26 protein-coding genes are annotated in these 23,356 nt (G+C 64.5%); 14 read left to right on the forward strand and 12 right to left on the reverse strand.

The genetic code is table 11. The features are described from left to right. From AC1HIY_RS12680 to AC1HIY_RS12700, 5 genes are all read left to right on the forward strand, one after another. Nucleotides 1-665 (forward strand): TolC family protein (locus AC1HIY_RS12680; protein ID WP_479577114.1); only part of this gene is annotated, 665 nt, incomplete at its 5' end. A gap of 39 nt (nucleotides 666-704) precedes the next feature. Beyond that, complete coding sequence (locus tag AC1HIY_RS12685; RefSeq protein WP_479577115.1) at nucleotides 705-1,880, forward strand: efflux RND transporter periplasmic adaptor subunit; 1,176 nt, start codon at nucleotides 705-707, stop codon at nucleotides 1,878-1,880. Nucleotides 1,881-1,897: 17 nt separating this feature from the next. Further along, nucleotides 1,898-5,062 (forward strand): efflux RND transporter permease subunit, encoded by a 3,165-nt coding sequence (locus AC1HIY_RS12690; protein ID WP_479577116.1) that lies wholly within the window; start codon nucleotides 1,898-1,900, stop codon nucleotides 5,060-5,062. Nucleotides 5,063-5,145: 83 nt separating this feature from the next. Continuing rightward, nucleotides 5,146-5,487 (forward strand): P-II family nitrogen regulator, encoded by a 342-nt coding sequence (locus AC1HIY_RS12695; protein WP_479577117.1) that lies wholly within the window; start codon nucleotides 5,146-5,148, stop codon nucleotides 5,485-5,487. Nucleotides 5,488-5,657: 170 nt separating this feature from the next. Further along, entirely contained in the window at nucleotides 5,658-7,784 is a 2,127-nt protein-coding gene (locus AC1HIY_RS12700; RefSeq protein WP_479577118.1) for a heavy metal translocating P-type ATPase, read from the forward strand. A 95-nt stretch (nucleotides 7,785-7,879) separates the two neighbouring features. Here AC1HIY_RS12700 and AC1HIY_RS12705 read toward each other — a convergent pair whose 3' ends face one another. Then, nucleotides 7,880-8,836, reverse strand: a complete 957-nt coding sequence (locus tag AC1HIY_RS12705) for a glycoside hydrolase family 130 protein (protein ID WP_479577119.1) — start codon at nucleotides 8,834-8,836, stop codon at nucleotides 7,880-7,882. 275 nt (nucleotides 8,837-9,111) lie between these two features. Here AC1HIY_RS12705 and AC1HIY_RS12710 point away from each other — a divergent pair, with 275 nt between their 5' ends. From AC1HIY_RS12710 to AC1HIY_RS12720, 3 genes are read left to right on the forward strand one after another with little or no spacing between them, the layout of a single operon-like run. Beyond that, nucleotides 9,112-9,447 carry an ArsR/SmtB family transcription factor gene (locus AC1HIY_RS12710; RefSeq protein WP_479577120.1) on the forward strand — a complete coding sequence of 112 codons (336 nt, stop codon included), beginning with the start codon at nucleotides 9,112-9,114 and terminating at the stop codon, nucleotides 9,445-9,447. 12 nt (nucleotides 9,448-9,459) lie between these two features. After that, entirely contained in the window at nucleotides 9,460-10,164 is a 705-nt protein-coding gene (locus AC1HIY_RS12715; protein ID WP_479577121.1) for an MIP/aquaporin family protein, read from the forward strand. Nucleotides 10,165-10,170: 6 nt separating this feature from the next. Then, nucleotides 10,171-10,956: a metallophosphoesterase family protein gene (locus AC1HIY_RS12720; RefSeq protein WP_479577122.1), complete on the forward strand. Its 786-nt coding sequence runs from the start codon at nucleotides 10,171-10,173 to the stop codon at nucleotides 10,954-10,956. Nucleotides 10,957-11,119: 163 nt separating this feature from the next. Here the strand turns inward: AC1HIY_RS12720 and AC1HIY_RS12725 are convergent, their stop codons facing one another. From AC1HIY_RS12725 to AC1HIY_RS12760, 8 genes are all read right to left on the reverse strand, one after another. Then, nucleotides 11,120-11,725 carry a c-type cytochrome gene (locus tag AC1HIY_RS12725; protein WP_479577123.1) on the reverse strand — a complete coding sequence of 202 codons (606 nt, stop codon included), beginning with the start codon at nucleotides 11,723-11,725 and terminating at the stop codon, nucleotides 11,120-11,122. A gap of 17 nt (nucleotides 11,726-11,742) precedes the next feature. Next, nucleotides 11,743-12,894 carry a hypothetical protein gene (locus AC1HIY_RS12730; RefSeq protein WP_479577124.1) on the reverse strand — a complete coding sequence of 384 codons (1,152 nt, stop codon included), beginning with the start codon at nucleotides 12,892-12,894 and terminating at the stop codon, nucleotides 11,743-11,745. 159 nt (nucleotides 12,895-13,053) lie between these two features. Beyond that, nucleotides 13,054-13,653 (reverse strand): thioredoxin family protein, encoded by a 600-nt coding sequence (locus AC1HIY_RS12735; protein WP_479577125.1) that lies wholly within the window; start codon nucleotides 13,651-13,653, stop codon nucleotides 13,054-13,056. A 37-nt stretch (nucleotides 13,654-13,690) separates the two neighbouring features. Then, nucleotides 13,691-13,927 carry a universal stress protein gene (locus AC1HIY_RS12740; RefSeq protein WP_479577126.1) on the reverse strand — a complete coding sequence of 79 codons (237 nt, stop codon included), beginning with the start codon at nucleotides 13,925-13,927 and terminating at the stop codon, nucleotides 13,691-13,693. Next, nucleotides 13,912-14,127: an adenine nucleotide alpha hydrolase family protein gene (locus AC1HIY_RS12745; RefSeq protein WP_479577127.1), complete on the reverse strand. Its 216-nt coding sequence runs from the start codon at nucleotides 14,125-14,127 to the stop codon at nucleotides 13,912-13,914. Before AC1HIY_RS12745 ends, AC1HIY_RS12740 begins: the two co-directional genes overlap by 16 nt. Before the next feature lie 26 nt (nucleotides 14,128-14,153). Continuing rightward, nucleotides 14,154-15,119, reverse strand: a complete 966-nt coding sequence (locus tag AC1HIY_RS12750; protein WP_479577128.1) for a permease — start codon at nucleotides 15,117-15,119, stop codon at nucleotides 14,154-14,156. Nucleotides 15,120-15,125: 6 nt separating this feature from the next. Beyond that, nucleotides 15,126-15,380 (reverse strand): thioredoxin family protein, encoded by a 255-nt coding sequence (locus AC1HIY_RS12755; RefSeq protein ID WP_479577129.1) that lies wholly within the window; start codon nucleotides 15,378-15,380, stop codon nucleotides 15,126-15,128. Nucleotides 15,381-15,446: 66 nt separating this feature from the next. Next, nucleotides 15,447-15,806 (reverse strand): ArsR/SmtB family transcription factor, encoded by a 360-nt coding sequence (locus AC1HIY_RS12760; protein WP_479577130.1) that lies wholly within the window; start codon nucleotides 15,804-15,806, stop codon nucleotides 15,447-15,449. Nucleotides 15,807-16,028: 222 nt separating this feature from the next. Here AC1HIY_RS12760 and AC1HIY_RS12765 point away from each other — a divergent pair, with 222 nt between their 5' ends. Genes AC1HIY_RS12765 through chrA form a run of 3 tightly spaced genes read left to right on the forward strand, consistent with a single transcriptional unit; the run spans nucleotide 16,029 to nucleotide 18,363 of the window. Beyond that, nucleotides 16,029-16,460 (forward strand): carboxymuconolactone decarboxylase family protein, encoded by a 432-nt coding sequence (locus AC1HIY_RS12765; protein ID WP_479577131.1) that lies wholly within the window; start codon nucleotides 16,029-16,031, stop codon nucleotides 16,458-16,460. 2 nt (nucleotides 16,461-16,462) lie between these two features. Further along, on the forward strand, nucleotides 16,463-17,140 hold the full coding sequence (locus AC1HIY_RS12770) for a response regulator transcription factor (RefSeq protein WP_479577132.1): 678 nt from the start codon (nucleotides 16,463-16,465) through the stop codon (nucleotides 17,138-17,140). After that, on the forward strand, nucleotides 17,137-18,363 hold the full coding sequence (gene chrA, locus AC1HIY_RS12775) for a chromate efflux transporter (RefSeq protein ID WP_479577133.1): 1,227 nt from the start codon (nucleotides 17,137-17,139) through the stop codon (nucleotides 18,361-18,363). The genes AC1HIY_RS12770 and chrA overlap by 4 nt, the downstream gene beginning before the upstream one ends. A gap of 39 nt (nucleotides 18,364-18,402) precedes the next feature. On the opposite strand, the gene AC1HIY_RS12780 is transcribed toward chrA, so the two are convergent. The 3 genes from AC1HIY_RS12780 to AC1HIY_RS12790 all read right to left on the reverse strand — a co-directional run bounded on the left by AC1HIY_RS12780 (nucleotide 18,403) and on the right by AC1HIY_RS12790 (nucleotide 19,969). Further along, nucleotides 18,403-18,483 carry a hypothetical protein gene (locus AC1HIY_RS12780; RefSeq protein WP_479577226.1) on the reverse strand — a complete coding sequence of 27 codons (81 nt, stop codon included), beginning with the start codon at nucleotides 18,481-18,483 and terminating at the stop codon, nucleotides 18,403-18,405. 107 nt (nucleotides 18,484-18,590) lie between these two features. Further along, entirely contained in the window at nucleotides 18,591-18,848 is a 258-nt protein-coding gene (locus tag AC1HIY_RS12785) for a universal stress protein (protein WP_479577134.1), read from the reverse strand. After that, complete coding sequence (locus tag AC1HIY_RS12790) at nucleotides 18,845-19,969, reverse strand: site-2 protease family protein (protein WP_479577135.1); 1,125 nt, start codon at nucleotides 19,967-19,969, stop codon at nucleotides 18,845-18,847. The genes AC1HIY_RS12785 and AC1HIY_RS12790 overlap by 4 nt, the downstream gene beginning before the upstream one ends. Nucleotides 19,970-20,105: 136 nt before the next feature. Between AC1HIY_RS12790 and AC1HIY_RS12795 the strand changes: the two genes are divergently transcribed. The 3 genes from AC1HIY_RS12795 (at nucleotide 20,106) to AC1HIY_RS12805 (ending at nucleotide 23,277) form a co-directional block, all read left to right on the forward strand. Continuing rightward, nucleotides 20,106-21,236 carry a VIT1/CCC1 transporter family protein gene (locus tag AC1HIY_RS12795; RefSeq protein WP_479577136.1) on the forward strand — a complete coding sequence of 377 codons (1,131 nt, stop codon included), beginning with the start codon at nucleotides 20,106-20,108 and terminating at the stop codon, nucleotides 21,234-21,236. 57 nt (nucleotides 21,237-21,293) lie between these two features. Next, nucleotides 21,294-21,899 carry a MarC family protein gene (locus tag AC1HIY_RS12800; RefSeq protein WP_479577137.1) on the forward strand — a complete coding sequence of 202 codons (606 nt, stop codon included), beginning with the start codon at nucleotides 21,294-21,296 and terminating at the stop codon, nucleotides 21,897-21,899. Nucleotides 21,900-21,960: 61 nt separating this feature from the next. Further along, complete coding sequence (locus AC1HIY_RS12805; RefSeq protein ID WP_479577138.1) at nucleotides 21,961-23,277, forward strand: APC family permease; 1,317 nt, start codon at nucleotides 21,961-21,963, stop codon at nucleotides 23,275-23,277. Nucleotides 23,278-23,356: the final 79 nt, after the last annotated feature.

The following is a 23,356-nucleotide window of genomic DNA, read 5'->3' on the forward strand; positions in this document are numbered from 1 at the left end:
TGGCGGCGGCCCGCGTGCGCCTCTCCGCCGGGTGGGGCCGGACCGATCCCGCCTTTGCGCGTGTCGTCGGCGACCTCTCCGTCGTTGCCCCGCCGCCGCCGCTGGCGGAACTCGAAGCCTTCGTCGAGCGCAACCCTGACGTGGCTCGGTGGAACGCCGAGATGGCCCTTCGCCGCGCCGATGTGGCCCTTGAAAAGGCGCGCCGCATCCCCAATCCGAGTCTGCTCCTGGGCGTTCGCCGGCTCCGCGATCTGGGCGAGACGGCCCTGACCGCCGGCGTCTCGATCCCCCTCTCGATCTTCGATCGCAATCAGGGGTCGATTCGCGAGACCGAGTACCGGCTCCGGCAGGGGGAGGAGCTCCGGCGCTCCGAAGAGACGCGCGCGCGGCGCATGCTCGCCGAAGCCTACGCGTTGCTGGCCGCCGGTTACGACGAGGTTCGCTCGCTTCGGGAAGCGGTCTTGCCCGCGGCGCGGGAGAACTTTGCCGCCACGCAGGAAGGCTACCGCGAAGGCAAGTTCGACCTCCTCACGGTGCTCGATGCCCAGCGCATCCTCTTTGAAACCACGAACCGGTACGTCGACGCGCTGGCCGTCTATCACGCGGCCCGCGCCGAAGTCGAACGCCTCATCGGCACGCCCCTCTCCGACGTCACAAACCGATAAAAACCCATGAATATGTACGATAGATTGAAGCGGGCGTTTATGCGGCCCTTACTGGCATTCCTGATCCTGAGCGTCGTCGCGCTGACCGGCTGCGGCGGCGACGAACCCCCGCCCGGCGACACCCATGAAGAAGCCGAAGGCGATCACGACGAGACGCCGGTCGTGCGGATGCCGCCCGAAGCGCTGTCGGAGTTTGACATCGAGGTGGCGACGGCGGGCCCCGGAGCGCTCCACCTGACGCTGACGTTTCCCGGTGAGGTAAAGGTCAACGAGGACCATTTCGCCCACATCGTGCCGCGCGTCTCCGGCGTGGTGCATTCGGTGTTCAAGTCCATCGGCGACCGGGTGCGCGCCGGCGACGTGCTGGCCGTCCTTGACAGCCGCGAACTGGCCGATCTGAAGGCGATGTATCTGGCGAACCTCGAACGGCTGGCCATCGCCGAATCGAATTTCCGGAGAGAGGAAACGCTTTTCGGGAAGAAGATCACCTCCGAACAGGAATACCTGGAAGCCCGGCAGGCCCTCGCCGAAGCGCGCATCGCGTTGCGTTCGGTCCGGCAGAAGCTCCTCGCGCTCGGGTTCTCGCAGGCGTACATCGACGCGCTGCCCGAACAGCCGGAACACGCGCTGGTGCACTACGAACTCACGGCGCCGATCTCCGGCGTGGTGGTCGAGAAGCACGTCAGCCGGGGCGAGGCGCTCAATGCCGACGCCGACGCTTTCGCCATCGCCGATCTTAGCACGGTGTGGGTGGACCTGAACGTGTTTCAGAAGGACCTCGACTTCATCCGGGAAGGGCAGCAGGTGGATCTCGTCACCACCGGGGGGCAACTGCGCGCGCAGGGTACGATCTCGTACGTCCGCCCCATTGTGGGGGAGGAGACGCGGACGGCCATCGCCCGCATCGTGCTGCCCAACCCCGACGGGCGGTGGCGGCCCGGCATGTTCGTCAACGGGACGATCACGGTGGACGCCGTGGACGTGCCGTTGTTGACGCCGAAGTCCGCCGTCATCACGATGGGCGGGGAGACCGTCATCTTCGTCGAGACGCCCGAAGGCTTCGTTGCGCGTCCGGTCACCCTCGGGCGGGAGAACGGGACGCACGTGGAAATCACCTCGGGTCTTAAGCCGGGTGAGCAGTACGTCGCGCGCGGCGGTTTTGCGCTCAAGGCCGAACTCGAAAAAGATCAGCTGGGCGAAGGTCACGCCCATTAAGCGAGGAGCACAGGATCATGAACAAACTCATAGAACTATCCTTACGGAGCCGGTTGCTCGTCCTCGTGCTGGCGGTGCTGGTCATGGCGGCGGGCTGGCTCAGTTACCGGCAGTTGCCCGTCGATGCGTTTCCGGACGTGTCGCCTTCGCTCGTGCAGGTCTTTACCCTCACCAGCGGGCTCGCGCCCGAGGAGATCGAGCAGTACGTCACGTATCCCATCGAGACGGCCATGAACGGTCTGCCGAACCTGGAACGGATCCGTTCGGTGTCGAACTTCGGCCTCTCGGTGGTCAACATCTACTTCGAGGACGGAACGGACATCTACTTCGCGCGACAGCTCGTGGGCGAGCGCCTGCAGGAAGCGCGCGACCAGATCCCCGAGGGCTTCGGCGAGCCCGAGATGGGGCCGATCTCCACCGGCATGGGGCTCGTGCTCTTCTATTACCTCGACGACACCACCGGGCAGTATAGCCTCGAAGAACTGCGCACGATGCAGGACTGGATCGTCAAGTACAACCTTCAGACCGTGCCGGGGGTGACGGAGGTGCTCGGCATCGGCGGCTTCGAGAAACAGTTTCAGGTGCAGGTCGACCCCGCGGCGCTCTTGCAGTACGGCGTGACCATCCAGGAACTGCTGGAGATCATCGAGGCGAACAACCTGAACGTGGGCGCGCAGTTCATCGAGCAGAACAGCGAGGAGTTCATCGTGCGCTCGGTGGGCCTGGCGACGGGGCGTTCGGATCTCGAAAACATCGTCGTCAAAACGGTCGACGGCACGCCGGTCTTCGTGCGGGATCTGGCCGAGGTGACCATCGGCGGGGCCATCCGGCGCGGCGTGGAGACGATGGACGGCCGCGGCGAGATCGTAGCCGGCATGGTGATCAAGCTCTTCGGCTCGAACGCCTCGACGGTCATCGGCCGCGTGGAAGAGAAGGTGCGGGAGATCAACGACATTCTGCCCGAGGGGGTGCGGATCGTGCCCTATTACGAGCAAAAGACACTCGTCGAGTCCGCCGTGTCCACGGTCACGAATGCGCTGTGGCAGGGCATCGTGCTGGTGGTGCTGGTGCTGTTCGTCTTCCTCGGCAGCTTCCGCCCGAGCGTGGTGGTGGCGCTGGCGATCCCGTTCTCGGTGCTCTTCGCCATGATCTGGATGAAGCAGTTCGGCATCTCGGCCAACCTGATGTCGCTCGGAGGGTTGGCCATCGCCATCGGCATGATGGTGGACGGGGCCATCGTGATGGTCGAGAACGTGGATCGGATGCTGCGGGAGTCGGCCCCGGGCGAGCCGCGCGTGCACGTGGTGGCGCGGGCGTGCAAGGAGGTCGCCCGGCCCGTGGCCTTCGCCATCCTGATCATCGTCGTGGTCTTTTTGCCGCTGTTCACGCTGCAGGGCGTCGAGGGCAAGACGTTTCGCCCGCTGGCCTATACCGTGGCGCTGGCAATGTTCGGCTCGCTCATCTTCGCCCTGTTCGTGGCGCCGGTGCTTTCGGACATCCTGATGCGTCGCGCGGCGCGGCAGGCCGACGGCTCGAAGCAGAAGCCGGGTCTGGCCGAGCGCGCCCTGGCCTGGGCCATGGAGGCCTACCGCCCGCTGGTGAGCTTCTTCGTGCGCTCGCGGAAGTGGGCCGTCGCGCTGGCGGTGGCGCTGCTCGTGCTCGGCATGGCGATCTTCCCGTTCCTGGGCTCCGAGTTCACTCCCACGCTTCAGGAGGGGACGCTCGTGCTCCGGCTGACGATGGCCCCCTCGATCTCGCTCCGGGAGAGCACCGAGACGACGCTTCGGGTGGAACGCCGTCTGATGCAGATCCCGGAGATCCGCCACGTCGTCAGCCGCATCGGGCGGGGCGAGGTCGGCGCGCACACCGACCCGATCAACAGCGCCGAGATGTACCTCATCCTCGAACCCGAGGACACCTGGCGCTTTGATGACCAGGAAGCGCTGCTCGAAGGCATCCGCCGGGACGTCGGCGAGATCCCCGGCGTGCTGACGAATTTCACGCAGCCCATCCAGATGACGGTGGACGAACTGCTCGAAGGCGTGCGCGCCGAACTGGCGATCAAGCTCTTCGGCGACGACCTCGACGTGCTCAAGGAGAAGGCGGACGAGATCGTGGCCGTCGTGCAGGGGACGTCCGGCGCCGCCGACGTGCAGGCCGACCAGATCAGCGGCACGCCGCAACTCCGCATCCGGGTGGACCGCCAGGCCATCGCCCGCTACGGCGCGAGCGTGGCCGACGTGCAACAGACCATCCGCGCCGCCATCGGCGGCGAGACGGCCGGGCAGATCTTCGAGGGCATCCGGCGCTTCGACATCTACGTGCGCCTCAAGCCCGAGTATCGCGCCACGCCGGAAGCCATCGCGGGTCTGCTCATCCCCACCCCCGGCGGCGCACTCGTGCCCCTGAGCGACCTCGCCGAGATCAACGAAATCATCGGCCCGCGCCAGATCACGCGCGAGAACAACCAGCGCTTCATCACCATCCAGCTCAACGTTGAGGGGCGCGACATCGGCTCTTTCGTCGAGGAAGCGCAGGAGCTGATCCGGCAACGGGTGGATCTGCCGACGGGCTACTTCACGACGTGGGGCGGGCAGTTCCGGCTTCAGCAGGAAGCGAACAAACGGCTGGCCGTGGTCGTGCCGATCACGCTGTTGTTGCTGTTCCTGTTGCTCTACGCCAGTTTCAACTCACTCCGAAACGCGGCGCTGATCGTGCTCAACATACCGCTGGCCCTCGTGGGCGGCATCGTGGCGCTCTTCATTACCGGGCAGAACCTTTCGGTGCCGGCTTCGGTGGGGTTCATCGCGCTCTTCGGCATTGCGCTCGAAAACGGGATGGTGCTCGTGACGTACCTCAACCAACTCATCGAGGACGGCGTGGAAATGAACCGCGCGTCGGTGGAAGGGGCGCTCCTTCGCCTGCGTCCGGTGCTCATGACGGCCCTTACCACGGCGCTCGGGCTCATCCCGCTGCTCTTTTCTTCGGGCACGGGTTCGGAAGTGCAACGGCCCCTGGCGACCGTGGTGGTCGGCGGCCTCGTCACCTCGACGGTCCTTACGCTGCTGGTGCTCCCGGCCTTCTATAAGTGGTTCTCCATCGAGCCGGAACGCGCCCTTCCGGCACACCCGGCCTCCGCCGAATCGGATGCATCGACCGAACCGGACGTTTCCGACGCCTGATCTTCGGAACCCGCGCAGCCGCCCGGCATCCGGTCGGGCGGCTGCGAGGTTCGTTTTATATTCTCGACCAGAAGGTATTCTTTATGAAAGCAATCATTGCCTACATTAAACCGCACAAGCTGGAGGCGGTGACGCTCGCGTTGCATCACGTGGAAGAACTCTCCGGCGTGAGTGTGTCCGACGGCCGAGGCTTCGGGCGCGGTCGCGGCGCCGGCGTCGTTCATGCGATCAAGGAAGGACCGGCGGATTTCATTCCGCACGTGCGTCTCGAGATCGTCTGCCGCGACGCGCTCGTCGAGCCGCTCGTCGAGACCATCCGCCGGGAAGCGCACACCGGACTGCGAGGCGATGGGAAGATTTTTGTGTGGCCGGTGGAAGAAGCCGTGCGGATCTCGACGGGCGAACGGGGAGAGGAAGCGGTCTGAGGGGCTCGCCGGTGGGCTGCGTCGTCATGGGTTCGCCCTTCGTCTCGCCTCAAAGGGCCGACTTCGCGTCATTTTTACACCCATACACCCCTGCAAAACATCCATCCTCCCCCTCCCGTTCGCCAACGGTGAAACGCCTCAAGGTTCAAACGCGATAACGCTCCGATCTCATGCCATCAACGCTCGAACGCATCCCGCACGAAACGCTGGAGGTCCGTGTAGGCGGCCTCGACTGTGAACACGACGCTGCTGCGATCCGGCGCGGGCTGAAGGATACGCCCGGACTGGAGGCCGTCGAGGTCTTTCCGAAGTCGGCGCGGGTGCGGCTCATGTATGATCCGGGGCGAACGACCGGGGAACGGCTGCTCGAGCGGCTCTCGGCGCTCGGGTTCGCGCCGGCGAAAGGGATGGAGACGCCCGCCATGCCGAGCCCGTGGCGCAATCCCAAGGTGTTGTTTTCCCTGGCTTCCGGGGCGTTTCTCCTCGCGGGGTGGCTCGTGGGCTTCACTGCCGCGCCGCCCCTCGTCTCGCACGTGCTGTACGTCGCCTCGCTGCTATCCGGCGGATATTTCTTCGGGCGCGAAGCCGTCGAGGACCTGATTTTCGAGCGTCGTGTGGGAATCGAGCTGTTGATGAGCGTGGCGGCGGTGGTGGCCTCCCTCATGGGCGCCCTGGCCGAGGGGGCGATGCTCGCCTTCCTGTACTCGATCTCGGAGGCTGCCGAAGGGTACACCGAGGAGCGAACCCGTTCGGCCGTTCGGGCGCTCATGGACCTCGCGCCGAAGACGGCCCTCGTGCTCGGAGACGGGCGCGAAGTGGAAACGCCCGTCGAGGAAATCGCCGTCGGCGACGTGTTCCTCGTCCGCCCGGGGGAGGCCGTGCCCACGGACGGACGTGTGAGAGCGGGCCGGAGCAGCGTCAACGAAGCGCCGGTGACGGGCGAGAGCGTGCCGGTGGAGAAAGCGCCCGGGGACGCGGTTTATGCCGGGTCCGTCAACGGGGAAGGGGCGCTGGAGGTAGAAGCGACGAAGGTCTTCGCAGACAACACCATCTCGCGCATCATTCGCATGGTGGAGGAGGCGCAGGAACGGAAGGGCCGGAGCGAGCGCTTCATCGAACGGTTCGGACGAAGGTACAGCCCGGCGGTGCTGCTGCTTGGCATGCTTATCGCCGTGGGGCCGCCCGCGCTCTTCGCCGCCTCGTGGTCCGTGTGGATCCTGCGGGCGACGGTCTTCATTGTGGCGGCGGCGCCGTGCGCGCTCGTCATCTCCATCCCCATCACCATGGTGGCTACCCTGGGGCGCGCCGCAAGGGACGGTGTGCTCGTCAAAGGGGGGATCTACGTCGAGGAGTTGGCGAAGGTGCGCGTGGTGGCTTTCGACAAGACGGGCACGCTGACCTCCGGACGGCCGGAGGTGACCGACGTGCGGGCGTGGGCGGCACATACGGAGCGGGAGGCGCTGGCGCTGGCCGCCGCCGTGGAGCGGCACAGCGAGCATCCGCTGGCGCGGGCCGTCGCACGCCGCGCCGAAGCGGAAGGGGTCGCGCCGACGCCGACCGAAGACTTCCGGGCCCTCACCGGCGCAGGGGCCACGGCGCGCGTGGACGGAAGACGCGTCTTCGTCGGCAGCCCCTCGCTCTTCGCCGAAAGCCTCCGGCTCGACCTCTCCGCCGCCGAGTCGGAGATCCGTCGGCTCCAGGAAGAGGGCAAGACCGTCGTGCTCGTGGGGACGGAGACGGAGCTGTACGGTCTGATCGCCCTCCGTGACAACCTGCGTCCGGATGCGCCGCGCGTCGTCGGGGAGCTCCGACGGCAGGGCATCCGCGTGGCCATGCTCACCGGCGACCACCGGCGCACTGCCGAGGCTATCGCAAGCGAACTGGCCCTCGATGAGGTGTATGCCGGGCTGAAGCCGGATGAGAAGGCGCTGCAGGTGCGGCGCCTGCACGAGCGGTACGGCCACGTCGCCATGGTGGGCGACGGCGTCAACGACGCGCCCGCGCTGGCCGAGGCGACGGTCGGCGTCGCTATGGGCGCCATCGGCACGGACGTGGCGATGGAGACGGCGGACGTGGTGCTCATGGCCGACGACCTCGAAAAGCTCCTCTACGCGCTAAAACTGGCGCGGAAGAACGGCCGCGTCGTGCGGCAAAACCTGTGGCTCTCCGCCCTCGTCATCGGCGCGCTGGTCGTGGGCGCCGTCGCCGGGGTCTTTACCTTGCCGGTGGCCGTCGTCGGCCACGAGCTGAGCGAGTTCGCCGTCATCGGCAGCGGCCTCCGGATGCTCCGCGCGTGAGCATCACACGCTCCGGCATCAACGCGCGTGACGGCTGCCGCCGCCCTCTCCGGGCCTCCCGAGACTGAGGAAGAAGCCTTTCTGAGGCGTCTCCCTCATCGTTCGGCCCGGGCCACACCGATGCCCGAGTCGCCCATGCCGAAGTAGAGCAACCACCGGTTCCGAAAGGACACGAGTCCCTCGATGAAGACCACGTTGGGCGCCTGACCTTCCTGTTCCAGCCGGGTCGAGGGCGCCATGAAGGGCGCCTCGGAGCGCTTGAGAAGACGGGTCGGGTCGGCGGGGTCGAAGAGGGCCTGCGCGTTGACGTAGACGAGGTCGTCGTCGGCGCCGTTGTAGAGCAACAGAATGCCGTCGTCGGTGCGCACCGGCGGAGGACCGGGCTCGACGAGGCGGCCGTCGAACCGCCCGGGTCGGCGACGCAGCACCGGCTCCTCGACGGCGGTCCAGTGCAGCAGGTCCGGTGAATGAGCGGCCCGGATGTCGGTGTCCCCGAAGTACATCCAGTATTCCCCGTTGACGGGGGTGTCGAGGATGGCGCCGGACTTGGTCCAGCCGCGTTCGGGGAAGACCGGGCCGTGTTTTTGCCAGGAGTGGAGGTCCGTCGAGGTCGCCAGAGCCAGGCGGGCCGTCCGACCGTCATAGGCGGTATAGGTGAGATAGAAGGTGTCTCCGATTTTCACGAGGCGGGGGTCTTCGCAACCGCCGGGTCGTTCCCAGTCCTCGGTGGGTTCGAGGACCGGCGCGGGTTCGCGCTCAAAGTGCAGCCCGTCGCGGCTCGCGGCCAGGCCGATGCGCGAGACGCCGTTCCACAGGCCCGCGCCGGTGGTGTCCTCGGCGCGGTAGAGCATCCACACCGTCTCGCCGTCGGTCCACACGGCGGGATTGAAAACATCCTTGGCCTCCCACGTCGTTCCCCGGGGGGCGAGGATGGGGTTTCCGTCGTATTTCTCGAAGGGGCCGATCTGCCAGTCGCCCCGAGACGCCTCACGGCATCCGAGGTTGCTCGAGAGCAGGGCGCCCGAGCAAAAAAGGAGGGCAAGTATACGCATCGGCATCAGAGGTAAGCGGAGAGGGGTCGGTGGGGGCGCGCTCGTTTCGTGCCGCCGCATCCGGGATGCGGAGCCGAAGCTCCGGCCGGCGCACAAAGATAGCCGTTGCACCCGTGAGACGAAACCGCGACGAGGGCATGGCGCCCGCTCGGTTCCCCCTCATCGACTCGGATCGACGCCGTTTCGCCAGGCTTTTCCGCAGAACGCCCTTGCAAAAGGAAGGTCGCTTGCCGGATATTATCCTATATCCGCGATAAGCGATAGGTGATAAGAATATGCAAGCGAAATCCGATCTCTTTACTCCGTCGCTCGCGCATCTGGCGGAACAGGCGAAAGCGCTGGCGCATCCGGCGCGGCTGGCCATTTTGCAGGTGCTTGCCGAGCGGGGCGTATGCATCTGCGGCGAACTGGTGGAGGAACTGCCGCTGGCGCAGGCGTCGGTCTCCCGTCACCTCAAGACGCTGAAGGCGGCGGGCCTCATCCGGGGTGAAGTCGAAGGCCCACGCTCGTGTTATTGCCTCGACCCGGACGCCGTCGCAGCCCTTCGCACGGCGCTGAATGCTTTCTTCGAAGGATTGCCCGCTCCGTCTTCCGAACCGAGCTGCTGCTGAGCCGCCGCGCATATGAATCCCACGACTCCCGTTTTTCGCGCCTATCTGGCGGAGGTCATCGGCGCCTTTGCGCTCGTCTTCGCCGGGACCGGCGCCGTGATCGTCGATGATCTTTTCGGCGGCGGCGTCACGCCGGTGGGGATCGCCGTCACCTTCGGCCTCGTGGTGTTGGCGGTGGTCTGTGCCGTCGGTGAAGTCTCGGGCGCGCACATCAACCCGGCGGTGACGTTTGGCTTCTGGGTGTCCGGGCGATTCTCCGGGCGGCACGTGGGGCCGTACGTGCTCGCGCAGACCCTCGGGGCCGTGGGGGCGAGCCTTTTGCTCAAAGGGCTCTTCCCCGGGCATGAGACGCTCGGGGGGACGCACCCGGCGGGTTCGGCCGGGCAGAGTTTTGCGCTGGAGACCGTGCTCACGTTCCTGCTGATGTTCGTCATCCTTTGCGTCGCCATCGGGGCGAAGGAGAAAGGGCTGATGGCCGGGGTCGCCGTAGGCGCGACCGTGTGCTTCGCGGCGCTCTTTGGGGGTCCCGTCTCCGGCGCTTCGATGAACCCGGCCCGCTCGCTGGCCCCGGCGCTTGTCTCGGGAGCTCTCACGGCGCAGTGGATCTACATCGTCGCGCCGCTCCTCGGGGCCGCGCTCGCCGTGCTCGCCTACCGGGGCGTCTACGGGCGCGCGACCCGCCGGCCCGCTTCCGTTTCCGAAGAACCCCATCCGTGAACCGACATGACCCTTGCCTTTTTCAGCGACGTCCACGCCAACCTCCCGGCGCTCGAAGCCGTCTTTGCCGACCTCGACGCGGATCCGCCGGACATGCTCTTTTGCCTCGGCGATCTCGTGGGCTACGCCCCGTGGCCGAACGAGGTCGTCGCCGCCGTGCGCGCCCGGCGCATCCCGACGATCGCGGGCAACTATGACGAGGGCGTGGGGCTGCGCTCGCCGGACTGCGGGTGCGCATACAAGACGCCGGAGGACGAGGCCCGGGGCGCGCAGTCCATCGCCTTCACGAACGAGGTCGTCACCGGGGAGACGCGGGCCTATCTTCGCGATCTGCCCCGGCATCTCCGCCTCACGTTTCAGCCGCCGCGCCAACCCCGCGCCCCGGAGACGCGTCTCCTCATGGTCCACGGCAGTCCGCGCCGGATCAACCAGTACCTCTTCGAGGATTTTCCCGAGAAGCATTTGCTCCGGATGATGGCCGAGGCGGGTGCGGACGTGATGCTCTTCGGGCACACGCACAGGCCGTATCACCGCGTCCTCCGGTACGAAGCCGACGGCGAGCGGCGGTATCGCCACGCGATCAACATCGGCTCGGTGGGCAAGCCGAAGGACGGCGACCCGCGCGCATGCTACGTGCGCCTCGATCTCGCCGCCGATGCCTCGATGACCGACCCCGAAAGCGTGCGGGTCCGCTTTGTCCGTGTGGCGTACGACGTGGCGCGCGCCGCCCGCGCCGTCGAAGCGAGCCCGCTTCCCGACGCCTTCGCCGAGATGCTTCGGAACGGGGGGTAGTAGCGCCGGGATCAGCCGCCGCCCGGATCCGGCGCGCCTTCGTCCGGGGCGGATCCAACAATAAGCGGGTCTCCGACCATGAGACGGAGACCCGCACAATTGTGTCATGGAAGCGCCGTCGCCGGAAGGGGAACTCCGGGAAGGGCCGACTGCTTGGGAGCGCTTACTTCTTGTCGTTCTTCTGGGCCAGCGCCCGGAGGTACCGGACCAGTTCGTGTACCTGGGATTCGTTCAACTGGCCCTTGAAGCTGGGCATGGCCCCTTTCCCTTCGAGAATCACCTTGAACAGATCCTCATCGCTCCGCGATTTCTGGAATTCGGGGTCCACGAGATTCCGAGGTTTGGGTTGGAGCGCCTTGGCGACGGGTCCGTCGCCTTTTCCCTCATTGCCGTGGCAGGTGGCGCAAAAGGAGGAATAGAGTTTGGCTGGATCTTCCGAACGAAGGACTTCCTGGGTCACCTCAGGGTCCGATGCGGCCAGAAAAGTATCTGCCTTCCGTTCAGAGGCATCCGCCAGTTTCCGCGCCCCGCTCTCCAGAAATTCTTTCACGGCCATCATCTCCTCGTCGGTGAGCCGGGCGGTAATGGTCATGTGCATGACAATCGATTCCCACTGGTCGGCTGTGTACCGAACGGGGGGTTGGGCCGTGTGGCAGTTTCCGCAGGACTGAGACCAGATCTCCACGCCGGTGCGTTCCTGAGCTCGTAGGGTCGACGCCGTCAGGGCAAGCAGGGCAGTCAGGGACAAGATGGAAAAAAAGCGTTTCATGTCAACACCTCCATGCATTAAAAGACGACGTTGAACTGGGTCAGGATGGCATCGTTGTCAACCTTGAAACCCGAGCGTTCGATGTTGTGCTGAAAATCCAGCCGAATTGACGAAGCGGAGGAGAGGTAAAAGTTGATGCCCGCCGCGATGCGCGAGCGATCTCCCGACCGTCCGGGCATATCGACGTAGCCGATCCGCACCACGGGTTCCCAGCGCTGATTGATGCGGTAGGCCGTTTGAAAGTATCCGCCGGTGCGCTTGAGCGTCTTTCCGGTCGTTTCCTGACTGGCATGAACGATCTCTCCGCGCAGTTCGAGTCCGTCGCGGTGGTAGGAAGTATCGAAGCCGAGCAGGGTCAGCTTCAGGTCCAGGCTCGGATCGTTCGAATACCGGCCGTGGTAGACGGAGCCGCCGATATCGAAGCCTTCCGGCGCAAACTCCAGCCCGACGCGCCCGCCGACGGCCTTGTTGTTGTCGGTGCCGCCCGTCTCATACGAATCGTCGATATTGTCGCGCAATCCACGGATATCGCCTCCGGGGTCTCCCATCAGCCCGTTGACTACGAAGACGTCGAAGGTGGCCCTACGGCCGTCGTTGAGGGGGAGGCCGGAGGAAACCCACAGCCCGACGTCGTTATATCCCACCGGCATGACGTGCGTGAATCCCAACGGCCGCCCAACCATCTTGTTGATCCACGTTGGGTGAAGGTCCTTGTTGAAACGACCAAAGGGGACAAGGAATTTGCCGGCCATGATCCGGACGTTCTTCAGGCCGGTGTACGCCAGAAAACCGTATTCGAGCGCAATCTCATCTCCGGCATGTTCGTATTCGACCTCAGCGTTGACGAAGAGGTCCTCATACACTTTGCCGAGCGCAATGAAATTGAAATGGTGGTTGTCGAAAAAGAATTCGGAGTCTCCGTTTCCGAAAGGATTGCCCACGCTAGCTTCAAGATCCGCGTAGCCGGAAAACATCAGTCCCTGGGCCGATGCGCTTGGAAGCGTCAGCATCGTGAGCGCGATTATCGGCAGGACAATCGCAAACCCCCCTCGGATTCCCTGGTAAGAGGTATCCATGACAGTGCCTGTGTGATAGTGAAAGTAAGATCGAAAACGGTTGGGGTGTGGGTGAAACCACGTTTCAGGATAAATACTCGTTTGAACGAGCATTCTCGTTGATAAGAAAAGGATGATAAGCGAGAAGAGGCGTAAGGGTTATGCGCACAGGTCTGAAAGGGATGCTCATTTTTCGTTGTAAGAGAATCCCCGTCGACGAAAGAGAAGAGTGTTAGAGGGAGCGGTGACGGTTGCCCGGGCGCCGGGGGCGAATCATTCCGGGGCAGTCGTTTGCGGCGCTTCGTCCCACGGCCACATGCGTGCTTCGGGGCTGTCCGGATAGCGCCGGATGAGCGCGGCCATCTCGGCGCGGAAGGCGGGGTTGTCCCACGTCTTGAGGTACCGTGCCATGGCGCGTGTAAGCATCACGCCCGGAGCGCGGGGGTGGTCGGGGAAGAGTTTCAGCCCTTCGTCGAGGCGGGCGATCACCTCGTCGTATTTGCCTTTCGGAAGAGCGACGGCGGCCCAGCCGAGACGCATCACGAGGCGGAAGTCCTCGGGCGGGAGGTAGCCGTCGAGGTGGTGATAGGCTTTGCCGTGATAGTCGAGGAAATAGAACGAGGGCGTCCACACGGCGTGGTATCCGGCGCGGATGCGGCGTTCGCGGAGGATATCGAGGCGGAGGGGGACGAACCACTCGGAGAGTTCCGCCTGCACGCCGGGGTCGCGGTAGGTCACGGCTTCGAGCTTGCGGCATCCGGCGCACCGTTCGCGCTCGAACTGAAGCAGGATGGGTTTGCGCTGCCGTCTGGCCTCGGCGGCGGCCGTATCGAATTCGGTGAGCCAGTTCCGTTCGCCGTTGTGCGTTTCCATGGGAGCACTCGTTTTATGTACGGGACGTCATTGCAGGTCAGCGCACGAGGAGGACAGGGCGTTTGCACTTGCGCGCCACCTTCTCGGCCGTGCTTCCGAGGAGCAACTCCTCCGCCAGGTTGGTCCCGCGATGGCCGAGGACCACCAGCGAGGCGCCCACCTCCTCGGCGGCTTTGTTGATCTCGGCGAAAGGAACGCCCACGGGCGTCAGCGTGCGCGTTCGGAAGCCGGCGGCCTTCAGCCGCTCCTCGATGCTCTTCAGGCGGGGAGGCACGTCTCCTCACACTCGCGGATGAGGCGTTCTTCGTCGATCGTCTCCTCGAACATCACGTCGGTATAGGCGATGATGCGGACGTCGATCACGTGCGTCGGCGCCACCTCCTCGACGCCGCACGGCTTCATGCCGAGGACGAAGTCGAGGGCTTTGCCGGCGGTTTCCGAGAAGTCGGTCGGAAGCAGAATGCGCGATATCATGGCAGTGTCCGTTGAGCGCGGTGGGGTTAAAAAATGAGGTTAAAGCTGTAGCCCAGCAGGATGATGGCGACAGCCACGGAGCCGAAAAAGACGCCGAGCAGCCGGGGGGTCATGACCTTTTTCAGGATCAGCGCCTCGGGGAGCGAGAGGCCCACCACACCCATCATGAAGGCCATCGCCGTGCCGAGCGGGATGCCCTTGGCCACGAGCGCCTGCACCACGGGGATGACGCCCGAGGCGCTCGCATACATCGGCACGGCCACGAGCACGGAGATCGGAACCGCCAGCGGATTTGATGGCGAGAGGTATCGTTCGAAGAAGCCCGTCGGCACGAAGCCGTGGATGAACGCGCCCGCGGCGACGCCGGCGAGCACGTACGGCCCGATCTTGCGCATGATGCCGAAGGCCTCGCGGCTGACCGCCCGCGCGAGATCGGGCACCGCCGGCCGGGAAGTCTCCCCGGAAGCGGCGGCTACTTTCTGCCGCGCGATCTCCCACACCCAGTCTTCCACGTACCGCTCCAGTCCGAGCTTCCCCAGCGCCATGCCGAGGACGGTCCCGAGCAGGATGCCGCTGACGGCATAGACGAGCGTCACCTTCCACCCGAACAGACCCAGAAAGAGCGCCAACGCCACCTCGTTCACCAGCGGCGAGGTGATGAGAAAGGAGAACGTCACGCCGAGCGGAATGCCGCCCTGCAGAAAGCCGATGAACAGCGGGATCGAGGAGCATGAGCAGAACGGCGTCACCGAGCCGAAGACGGCGGCGATCAGATGCTCGCCCCCCTTCAGTGTACCGGAGGCGATGAGTCGGCGCACCCGCTCGATCGGGAAGAGTGCGTTGATGAGGCCCATCAGGTGGGTCACGATCAAGAGAAGGAAGCCGATCTTCAGCGTTTCATGGAGGAAGAACTGAAGCGCTGCGGCGGTGTGCGTGGCCGGATTCATTCCGATCCAGTCATATACTAATGTATGGGCAAGGGATTCCCACATAGATTTTTACCGTCTTGCAGATCCGTTTCGGGCTTGAAGGAGAGCCTCAAGGTCACGCACCGAAGGCACGCGCCCGTAGAGCACTACCTGCTCGTCGATGACGAGCGCAGGCGTGCTCATGACGCCGTAGCTCATGATCGACGGGAGGTCCTCGACCTTCTCGACGTCGGCTTCGAGGTTCAGGCGACGAAGGGCTTCGCGGGTGTGCGCTTCGAGGCGCTTGCAGTTCGGGCATCCCGTGCCCAGGACTTTGATGTTCATGGTGTAGAGGGTTGGGTTTAATTATCATATCGAAAAATTTCGATATGATAATTCAAAAAAAAGGGATTACGAGATCGTCGAAAAAACGGCCATGAGGGCTTCCAAACGGGAAAAGGTATCCGGTTCGATGCTATGCCGCACCCACGGTCCTTCCTGTCGGCTCCGGATGAGTCCGGCGTCGCGGAGGATCTTGAGGTGGTGCGAGATGGTCGGTTGCTTGAGCGCGAAGTACCGCTCGAACTCGCACACACAGATCTCGCCGCCCTCCTCGCGGATGAGGTCCACCATACGGAGGCGCACCGGGTGGGCGAGGGCCTTGAGCATGACTACGGAGGCCTGCACGTCCGTCTCGTCCAGGGTGTGACTCCGGGGGCGCACCACACAGCACTGTGCCCCCGGGCGGGGTTGGATCGTGGAGGAAGACATGAGCAGGCGCATAAGGTTTATATCGAAGATTATCGATATAATTATATTCTGCCAGGGCAATACAGTCAAGGGCTTTTGTCGAACATGCGCAACCTTCATGATTTCTTTGCGGGATAGAAGGGGAGGCGTGTGATCAGGGCATAGGGGTTCCCCCAAGGGGAAGGCGGTGGAAAGTCGAGTAGGGTGGGCCTATCTTGTACCCCGAGCGCCGGAGACGACTTCATGAACCCTGCCATTCCCGCTGCACGATGCCGGGAGGTACCCTCTTTCTCACGTTCTTTCGACTGGCATCGCTGCAGCGCCTCGGTCTTCCCGTCAATAAAAATACTGATCATGAGCAAACCACCGAAGCGTTATCTCAAGTTCATCGAAGAGCATAAGGCCATCGGGGCAGCTTATCAGGCGCTCGGCGAAGCCACGACTCAGGCCGGTCCGCTGGGTCCAAAGGAGGTTGCCCTCGTCAAGGTCGGGATCGCCGTGGGAATGCGCCACGAAGGGGCCGTTCACGCGCATGCCCGCAAGGCGCTGGCCGCCGGGTGCACGCCCGAAGAGATCCGCCATGCTGTCGTGCTGGCGACCACCACGCTCGGCTTTCCTGGCATGATGGCGGCCTACAGCTGGATCGACGACGTACTTGATTCAGAGCGAGCCTGACGATGCAACATATTCTTATTATTGACAACCACCCGCTCTCTCGTAAAGGGCTTGCTTCGCTCGTGGCGGGGGAAGAGGGGCTTTCCGTCTGTGGCGAGGCGGGAACGGCCGAGGAAGCCTGGCCAATCCTGGAGGCTCAGCCGCCGGATCTCGTCATCGTAGACATCGCCCTGCCCGGTCAGAAGGGACCGGCGTTGGTCCGTCGTCTTCGAGAGCAATTTCCGGAAGCGCCCCTTCTCATCTTCACCGAGGATACGAGTTGTCTGACGGCGCTCTTTGAGGGAGGGGTCCGGGGCTTTATTCTCAAGCATGGAGCGAAGGTGGAAGAGGAAGTTGTTGAGGGGATCCGCGCCGTGCTTTCGGGGAAATTCTATGCGAGTCCTGAAGTGTGTGGGCATATCCTTTCCTCCCTGGCAGAAGGACTGTCTTTTGCTGCTGTGGATCGGCTGAGCGGGCGCGAACGGGAAGTATTCGAGGGGATCGGTAAAGGAATGAGCCTTCGGGAAATTGCCGAGCGGCTGCAATTGTCTTCCAAAACCATCGATACCTTTTTTCGCCGAGTCAAAACCAAGTTGGAGCTTTCCGAGAATGCGGAGGTCAGGCGTCTGGCTGAGCGGTGGGTCGAAGAGCATGGGGCCTGTGTGTTGGAGCAAGATGTCGAAGAAGACGGTGCTTCATGAACCAGAGCCTCTCGCCATCCACCCCTCCAGGCGCGTCTACCGGCTCCACTTTACCCGGACTAGTAGACTTATTCTCGACCTTTACGATGATCGGGTTGACGTCGTACGGGATGGCGATCCTCCAGAATCTGAAGACCGTCCCGGTTCGGAAAGGCTGGCTGACAGTGGAGGAGTTGGAGGAGGGGTTGGGACTGGTGCAACTCTATCCGGGCCCCATCATGATCGACCTCGTCGCCTATATCGGGTATCGCAAACAGGGGATTGGGGGGGCTTTGTTATCGGTGGTAGGCTTCATCTTGCCGTCGCTGGCATTGATGCTGGCGCTTTCGTGGGCGTATTTTCGGTACGGCTCTGCGCCTCATCTGCAGAGTGTGATGCTGGGGCTCAATGTGATGGTGGTGGCGGTGGTGCTGAACGTCACGCTCGATTTCGGGGCGCGCAACCTGAAGGGGCCGCTCGATGCCACGCTGGCGCTGTTGGCCTTCGGGTTCGGTGTGATGAGCGGCAACATGATCTGGGCCATCGGGATCGGGCTCATCGTTGGGGCCTGGGTGTGGCGGGCCGAGCCGACGGGCATCGAGAAGACGAAGCAACCTTTTTCGTGGCGGCGGGTGTGGCGGGCGGCGCTGCCGGGGCTCGTAGTGATCGTATGGGCGGTATACGCAGTGCTCATGCCCGGCACGCTCCATGCGCTCAATGCCAGCCTATTAAAGGTCGGAGCGGTGGCATTCGGCAACGGCATGACGATCCTGCCTCTTCTCCAACAAGACGTCGTCGACGTGCACGGCTGGTTGACCCCGCAGGAACTGGCTTCAGGCGTGGCGTTCGGGCAGATCACACCGGGGCCGTTCCTCATCACGGCGACGTTCATCGGGTTCAAACTGGGCGGATGGCTCGGTGCGCTGGTTGCGACGGCCGCCATCTTCGCGCCGAGCTTTGCAATGACGATGGTCTTCAGCGAAATTTTCGTCCACGTTCGGCATTTGGGCGCGGTGCGGGGAGCCCTCCGGGGGATCATGGCCGTCTTCGTTGGTCTGCTGGCCACCGTGGTGCTGAGTCTGGGGCGTCACACGTTCGTGCTCCCGGAAGCGTTCGTGCTGGGAGGCGCGGCGCTGGTGCTGGTGCGCTATTACAAATGGGATCTCCTGCGAGTCTTCGGTCTCGGCATGGCGCTCTGGATCGCCTACCTCGCCTGGCTCGGATGGCCCGCGTCGCTTGCGTAAGCGGCGCCCGGAAACTCCCCGCTTGCGCTCCGGCGAAGGCTATTCTTCCGGGACCACCCGGACCACGAGCACGGGGCTGTTCACGGCGCGCATGACCTTCTCGGTGATACTCCCGAGCAATAACCGCTTCTATCCCGCGCGTGCGAGGCCATCACGATCCGGTCGAAGTCGAACTTCTGGGCATACGCCTTGATAGCCGGGGCGACGGCGCTGCCCAAACGCGCCTCCTAATCGGCGGGGACACCCTCGGTGTCGTGCTCGGCCAGGAGCTTGGCAAGCCGGTCGGTGACGATTCTTCCGGGGTTCTCATGCAGCACCCGCTCTTCGGGCATGAGGCGAAGTGGTCCCCAGGTGTCGGCCTCGAGCGTACTCACCACGTGGAGGAGCCGCACCTCGGCCTCGTGTTGACGGGCCAGGCCGAAAGCAAGGGTCAGCGCCCGGTCGGCCGTATCGAATTCGGTGAGCCAGCGCTGTTGCTCCATCATATCGTCGGCTCCGTCAGTTCCATGAGGGTGCGCAGGTAGTTGATGACGTCGTCGCGGCTGAGCAGGCCGACGAGCCGCCCGTCTTCGAGCACCGGCAGCTGATTGACGCCGTCGCGGTCCATCTGCTGAAGGGCCGACCAGAGCTCGGCGTCCGGACGGGTCGTCTTGAGCTTTTCGAGCGGGATCATGGCTTCGGCGACGGCGGTTTCGGGCCAGGCTTCCCGGGGCACGTGCTTGATGCGGTCGAGCGTCAGCAGACCCGCGATTTGCCCGTCCCGCTCGACGATGAGCGCGCGTTGCCCGCCGCCGAGGATGTGCTTGTTGATGATTTCTTCGAGCGTGGCGGCCGCGTCGATGGTCGTGTAGTGGTGGCTCATGACTTCGGAGACCCGGTGCCCGCCGAGCAGGCTCTGGATGCGCTGTTGTTGAATCTGCCCGACGGCGGCGCTTTCGAGAAACCACCCGATGAAGGCGATCCACAGGCCGTCGAAGAGGTCGCCCAGGAAGAGGAACCACACGCCGATCATGATGAAGAAGTAGCCGAAGAAACGGCCCGCGTTGCCGGCGGTGACGGTGGCGCGGCGGAGGTCTTTCGTGCGCGCCCACACGAGCGCCCGGAACACACGCCCGCCGTCGAGCGGAAAGCCCGGCACGAGGTTGAACACCGCCAGCGCGAAGTTGATCAGCGCGAGGTATTGGAACACGGCCAGCACCGGCTCCGATCCGGCGGCGAGCGGCTCGAGCACGAAGAAAAGTCCCGCCAGCGCAAAGCTCACGAGCGGCCCGGCCAGCGCGACCCAGAACTCCACCTTCGCGTTGGGCGGCTCCGTCGTGATCTCGGACACGCCGCCGAAGATGAAGAGCGTGATGCTCCGGACCTTGAGCCGGTAGTGACGCGCCATGAGCGAATGGCCGAACTCGTGCAGCAACACGCTCACGAAAAGCATGATCGTCGTCGCCGCGCCCGTCACCCAGTACAGGTAAGGAGGCCAGTCACTATATTTGAGCGGGAAGTACCCGACCGCGAGCATCCACGTGAAGAGGATGAAGACGAGGAACCATGAATAGTCGAGTCCGACCGGAATGCCGAACATGCGACCCAACGGGATCTTGTTTCGCACCGTGAACCCTCCATATGATGGGATATGCGGGAAGGTTACGGACGAATGATCGCTAAGGCAACCCTCGTCCGGTGCGCGCGACTATGGCCGGTGATGGCATTCCTACCGACCCTTTTGGCCCCGACCCACTGAGACCATGAAGCAGAAAATCGACCGGAAACGGTACCTGGCCAACATGCAGGATGAGATCGACAGCGCGATGCTTTATCGCACGTTCGCCGAGATCGAGTCCGACGAGCGACTGGCGGAGGTGTACCGGCGGCTGGCGGAGGTAGAGGAGCGGCATGCCCGTTTCTGGGCGGATCAACTCCGGAAGGCGGGCGAGGCCGCGCCCCGGATGCGCCCGAGCCGCCGCGCGCGAACGCTGGCGTGGCTGGCCCGGCGTTTCGGGCCGTCGTTCGTGCTGCCGACGATCACGGCGCTCGAAGCCTCGGACAGCGCCGACTACCTCCAACAGCCGGAGTCTCGGGATACGTCGTTGCCCGCAGACGAACGGTCGCACCAGCGCATCTTGCAGGCCATCGAGGCCCGTGTGCCGGGCGGGCTGGAGGGTCCGGCATTGGCGCGCCTCGAAGGGCGGCACCGCGCCATCGGCGGCAATGCGCTCCGCGCCGCCGTGCTCGGAGCCAACGACGGCCTCGTCTCGAACCTGAGCCTCGTCATGGGCGTGGCCGGGGCGGAGCTCTCGAACCAGGCCATCCTCATCACCGGCCTGGCCGGACTGCTGGCCGGCGCGATCTCGATGTCGCTCGGCGAATGGCTTTCCGTGCAAAGCTCACGGGAGTTGTACGAGCATCAGATCGCCATCGAAGGGGAGGAGCTTCGGACGAACCCCGAGGAGGAGGAGCTCGAGCTGGCGCTCATCTATCAGGCCAAGGGACTCTCCGAAGAGGAGGCGCGCAAGCTGGCGAAGGAACTCATCCAAAACGAAGACCAGGCGCTCGATACGCTCGCCCGCGAAGAGCTCGGCATCGATCCGGAGGAGCTCGGCGGTTCGGCATGGGAGGCGGCGGGGATGTCGTTCGTCCTGTTCTCCCTCGGCGCGATCTTCCCGGTGGCCCCCTTTGCGTTCACCTCGGGTTACACCGCCGTGGCGGCCAGCCTGGCGCTCAGCGCAGCGGCCCTTTTCGGCATCGGCGCGGCCATCACGCTCATGACCGGGCGCGGCGTGCTCTACTCGGGGATGCGGCAGATGGCTTTCGGGCTGGCCGCCGCCGCCGTCACGTACGGCATCGGGTGGGTGATGGGCGTCTCCATCACCGGATAGCCGGGCGTCTTCATTTATAGCCGGGGATCACAGAACCGAAGAGGTTCCAGAATGGCCATGCATGAACTGATACAAGCCCTTGTGGCCCTTTTCGCTATCGCCAACCCGCTCGGGGCGGCGCCGGTGTATCTGGGGCTGACGGCGGGGATGGACCGGCGGGACCAGTTGCGCGGAGCCGCGCGGGCGTCGGTGGCCGTCTTCGTCATCCTGGCCGTCTCGGCGGTGGGAGGCAACTGGGTGCTGAGCGCGTTCGGCATCTCGTTCGCCGCCTTCCGCGTGGCGGGCGGTCTGGTCATCGTGCTCATGGGGCTGGAGATGCTCGGCGGCACGCGGACGCGCGCGCAACAGGACCCCGGAAAGGGCGCGCCGAAAGACGATCCGATCATCGTGCCTTTCGCCATGCCGATGATTGCCGGGCCGGGCGCCATCACCACGGTCATCACGCTGACGGCAAGGGGACCGGGGTGGACGGTCCCGGTCCTCGGCGCGGTCGCGGTGCTCGCCGGGTCGCTCTTCGTCTGGCTGTGGGCCACGGTGAAACTGGGCGCGCGCATCGGCAAACACGGACACGGCATTTTGCTTCGCTTCCTCGGACTCATCCTCGTGGCGATGGGCGCGCAGTTCCTGCTCACGGGGCTGAAAACGTTTCTGGCTGCGGGCTGAACCTTCCTTCCTTCCTTCCTTCCTGATAATCCCCTGCATCATGAAAACCGGGCAACACACCTTGTCTCACCAAAAGAACGATTCGAGCAAAAATTCGGGGGCGCTGGGGTTGAAGGAACTCATCGCCATGGGGGTGGGCGGCATGATCGGCGGCGGCATCTTCTCCGTGCTCGGGCTGGCCGTGAGCATCAGCGGCCACGCCGCGCCCATCGCCTTCGCGCTCGGCGGCATCGTCGCCCTGACGGCGGGCTACTCGTACGTCAAGCTGGCGCTGGCCTACCGCGACGACGGCGCGAGCTTCACGTACCTGGAACGCGCCTTTCCCCGGCAGCCGAACGTCGCGGGCGTCGTCGGCTGGACGGTCATCATCGGATACATCGGCACGCTCGCGCTCTACGCGTTCACTTTCGGGGCCTATGGAGCGGAACTCTTCGACATGGGCGGCGCGGCGAACGTGCGGATGGTCCTCTCGGCGAGCATCATCCTGTTCTTCATGCTCGTCAACCTGATGGGGGCAAAGACGAGCGGAGAAGCCGAGGATCTCGTCGTCTATACGAAGATCATCTTGCTCACTCTGCTGGGCATCGCGGGACTGAGCACGGTCAAGCATGCCAACCTTTTTCCGGTGTTCGACAAGGGCGTCACCTCGGTTTTCATGGCGGGCGCGCTGATTTTCGTCGCATATGAGGGGTTTCAGCTCATCACGAACGCCGTCACGGAGACCCGCGAGCCGGAGAAGAACATCCCGCGCGGCATCTACGGCGCGGTCGGGATCGTGGCGTTCATCTACGTCACGCTGGCCGTCGTCGGTGTGGGAAGCCTGCCGCTGGATCAGCTCGTGGCGGCGAAGGAATATGCGCTGGCGGTGGCGGCGGAGCCGGCGCTGGGCAATGCCGGGCGGGTGCTGGTGGCCATTGCCGCCCTCCTGGCGACGGCCTCGGCGATCAATGCGACCATGTTCGGCGCGGCGCGGATGATGGCGGAGATGACGCGCTCGAAAAAGATGCCGCACGCCTTCTCGTTCCGGAACCGCGTCAACGTGCCCTGGGTGGCCGTCGTGGCGCTGACGGCCTTTGCGCTGGCGCTGACGCTCCTCGGCGGGCTCGAACTCATCGCCTCGTTCTCCAGCATGACGTTCCTGCTCGTCTCCATCGGCGTCTCGGTGGCGAACATCCGGCTGCGCAGGCAGACCCACAGCAAGATCGGGCTGATCCTGCCCGGGTTCGTGCTGATGCTGGCAACGGTCACTACGCTGGTCTATTATCTCTGGCACACCGCCCGTCCCACGCTCCTGTGGATCCTCGGCATGTACCTGGCGGTCTTCGTCATGGAGTTTGTCTTCAGCAAACGCGGGCTGCTCTTCAAGAACCGCGGATAGACGTTCCGTGGCGCAAGGGGCCGCGCGTTCCGCAGCGAGGGAAGGCGTCCGGCAAAGAGGCGAAGGCCCACGGAGCGGA

The sequence above is a fragment of the Rhodocaloribacter sp. genome (assembly GCF_056451265.1).

Excerpts from the sequence above, each read along its gene's own strand:
- AC1HIY_RS12685 (WP_479577115.1), top strand. The coding sequence starts at position 705 with ATGCGGCCCTTACTGGCATTCCTGATCCTGAGCGTCGTCGCGCTGACC.
- AC1HIY_RS12690 (WP_479577116.1), top strand. The coding sequence starts at position 1,898 with ATGAACAAACTCATAGAACTATCCTTACGGAGCCGGTTGCTCGTCCTC.
- AC1HIY_RS12695 (WP_479577117.1), top strand. The coding sequence starts at position 5,146 with ATGAAAGCAATCATTGCCTACATTAAACCGCACAAGCTGGAGGCGGTG.
- AC1HIY_RS12700 (WP_479577118.1), top strand. The coding sequence starts at position 5,658 with ATGCCATCAACGCTCGAACGCATCCCGCACGAAACGCTGGAGGTCCGT.
- AC1HIY_RS12705 (WP_479577119.1), bottom strand. The coding sequence starts at position 8,836 with ATGCGTATACTTGCCCTCCTTTTTTGCTCGGGCGCCCTGCTCTCGAGC.
- AC1HIY_RS12710 (WP_479577120.1), top strand. The coding sequence starts at position 9,112 with ATGCAAGCGAAATCCGATCTCTTTACTCCGTCGCTCGCGCATCTGGCG.
- AC1HIY_RS12715 (WP_479577121.1), top strand. The coding sequence starts at position 9,460 with ATGAATCCCACGACTCCCGTTTTTCGCGCCTATCTGGCGGAGGTCATC.
- AC1HIY_RS12720 (WP_479577122.1), top strand. The coding sequence starts at position 10,171 with ATGACCCTTGCCTTTTTCAGCGACGTCCACGCCAACCTCCCGGCGCTC.
- AC1HIY_RS12725 (WP_479577123.1), bottom strand. The coding sequence starts at position 11,725 with ATGAAACGCTTTTTTTCCATCTTGTCCCTGACTGCCCTGCTTGCCCTG.
- AC1HIY_RS12730 (WP_479577124.1), bottom strand. The coding sequence starts at position 12,894 with ATGCTCGTTCAAACGAGTATTTATCCTGAAACGTGGTTTCACCCACAC.
- AC1HIY_RS12735 (WP_479577125.1), bottom strand. The coding sequence starts at position 13,653 with ATGGAAACGCACAACGGCGAACGGAACTGGCTCACCGAATTCGATACG.
- AC1HIY_RS12745 (WP_479577127.1), bottom strand. The coding sequence starts at position 14,127 with ATGATATCGCGCATTCTGCTTCCGACCGACTTCTCGGAAACCGCCGGC.
- AC1HIY_RS12750 (WP_479577128.1), bottom strand. The coding sequence starts at position 15,119 with ATGTGGGAATCCCTTGCCCATACATTAGTATATGACTGGATCGGAATG.
- AC1HIY_RS12755 (WP_479577129.1), bottom strand. The coding sequence starts at position 15,380 with ATGAACATCAAAGTCCTGGGCACGGGATGCCCGAACTGCAAGCGCCTC.
- AC1HIY_RS12760 (WP_479577130.1), bottom strand. The coding sequence starts at position 15,806 with ATGTCTTCCTCCACGATCCAACCCCGCCCGGGGGCACAGTGCTGTGTG.
- AC1HIY_RS12765 (WP_479577131.1), top strand. The coding sequence starts at position 16,029 with ATGAACCCTGCCATTCCCGCTGCACGATGCCGGGAGGTACCCTCTTTC.
- AC1HIY_RS12770 (WP_479577132.1), top strand. The coding sequence starts at position 16,463 with ATGCAACATATTCTTATTATTGACAACCACCCGCTCTCTCGTAAAGGG.
- chrA (WP_479577133.1), top strand. The coding sequence starts at position 17,137 with ATGAACCAGAGCCTCTCGCCATCCACCCCTCCAGGCGCGTCTACCGGC.
- AC1HIY_RS12785 (WP_479577134.1), bottom strand. The coding sequence starts at position 18,848 with ATGATGGAGCAACAGCGCTGGCTCACCGAATTCGATACGGCCGACCGG.
- AC1HIY_RS12795 (WP_479577136.1), top strand. The coding sequence starts at position 20,106 with ATGAAGCAGAAAATCGACCGGAAACGGTACCTGGCCAACATGCAGGAT.
- AC1HIY_RS12800 (WP_479577137.1), top strand. The coding sequence starts at position 21,294 with ATGCATGAACTGATACAAGCCCTTGTGGCCCTTTTCGCTATCGCCAAC.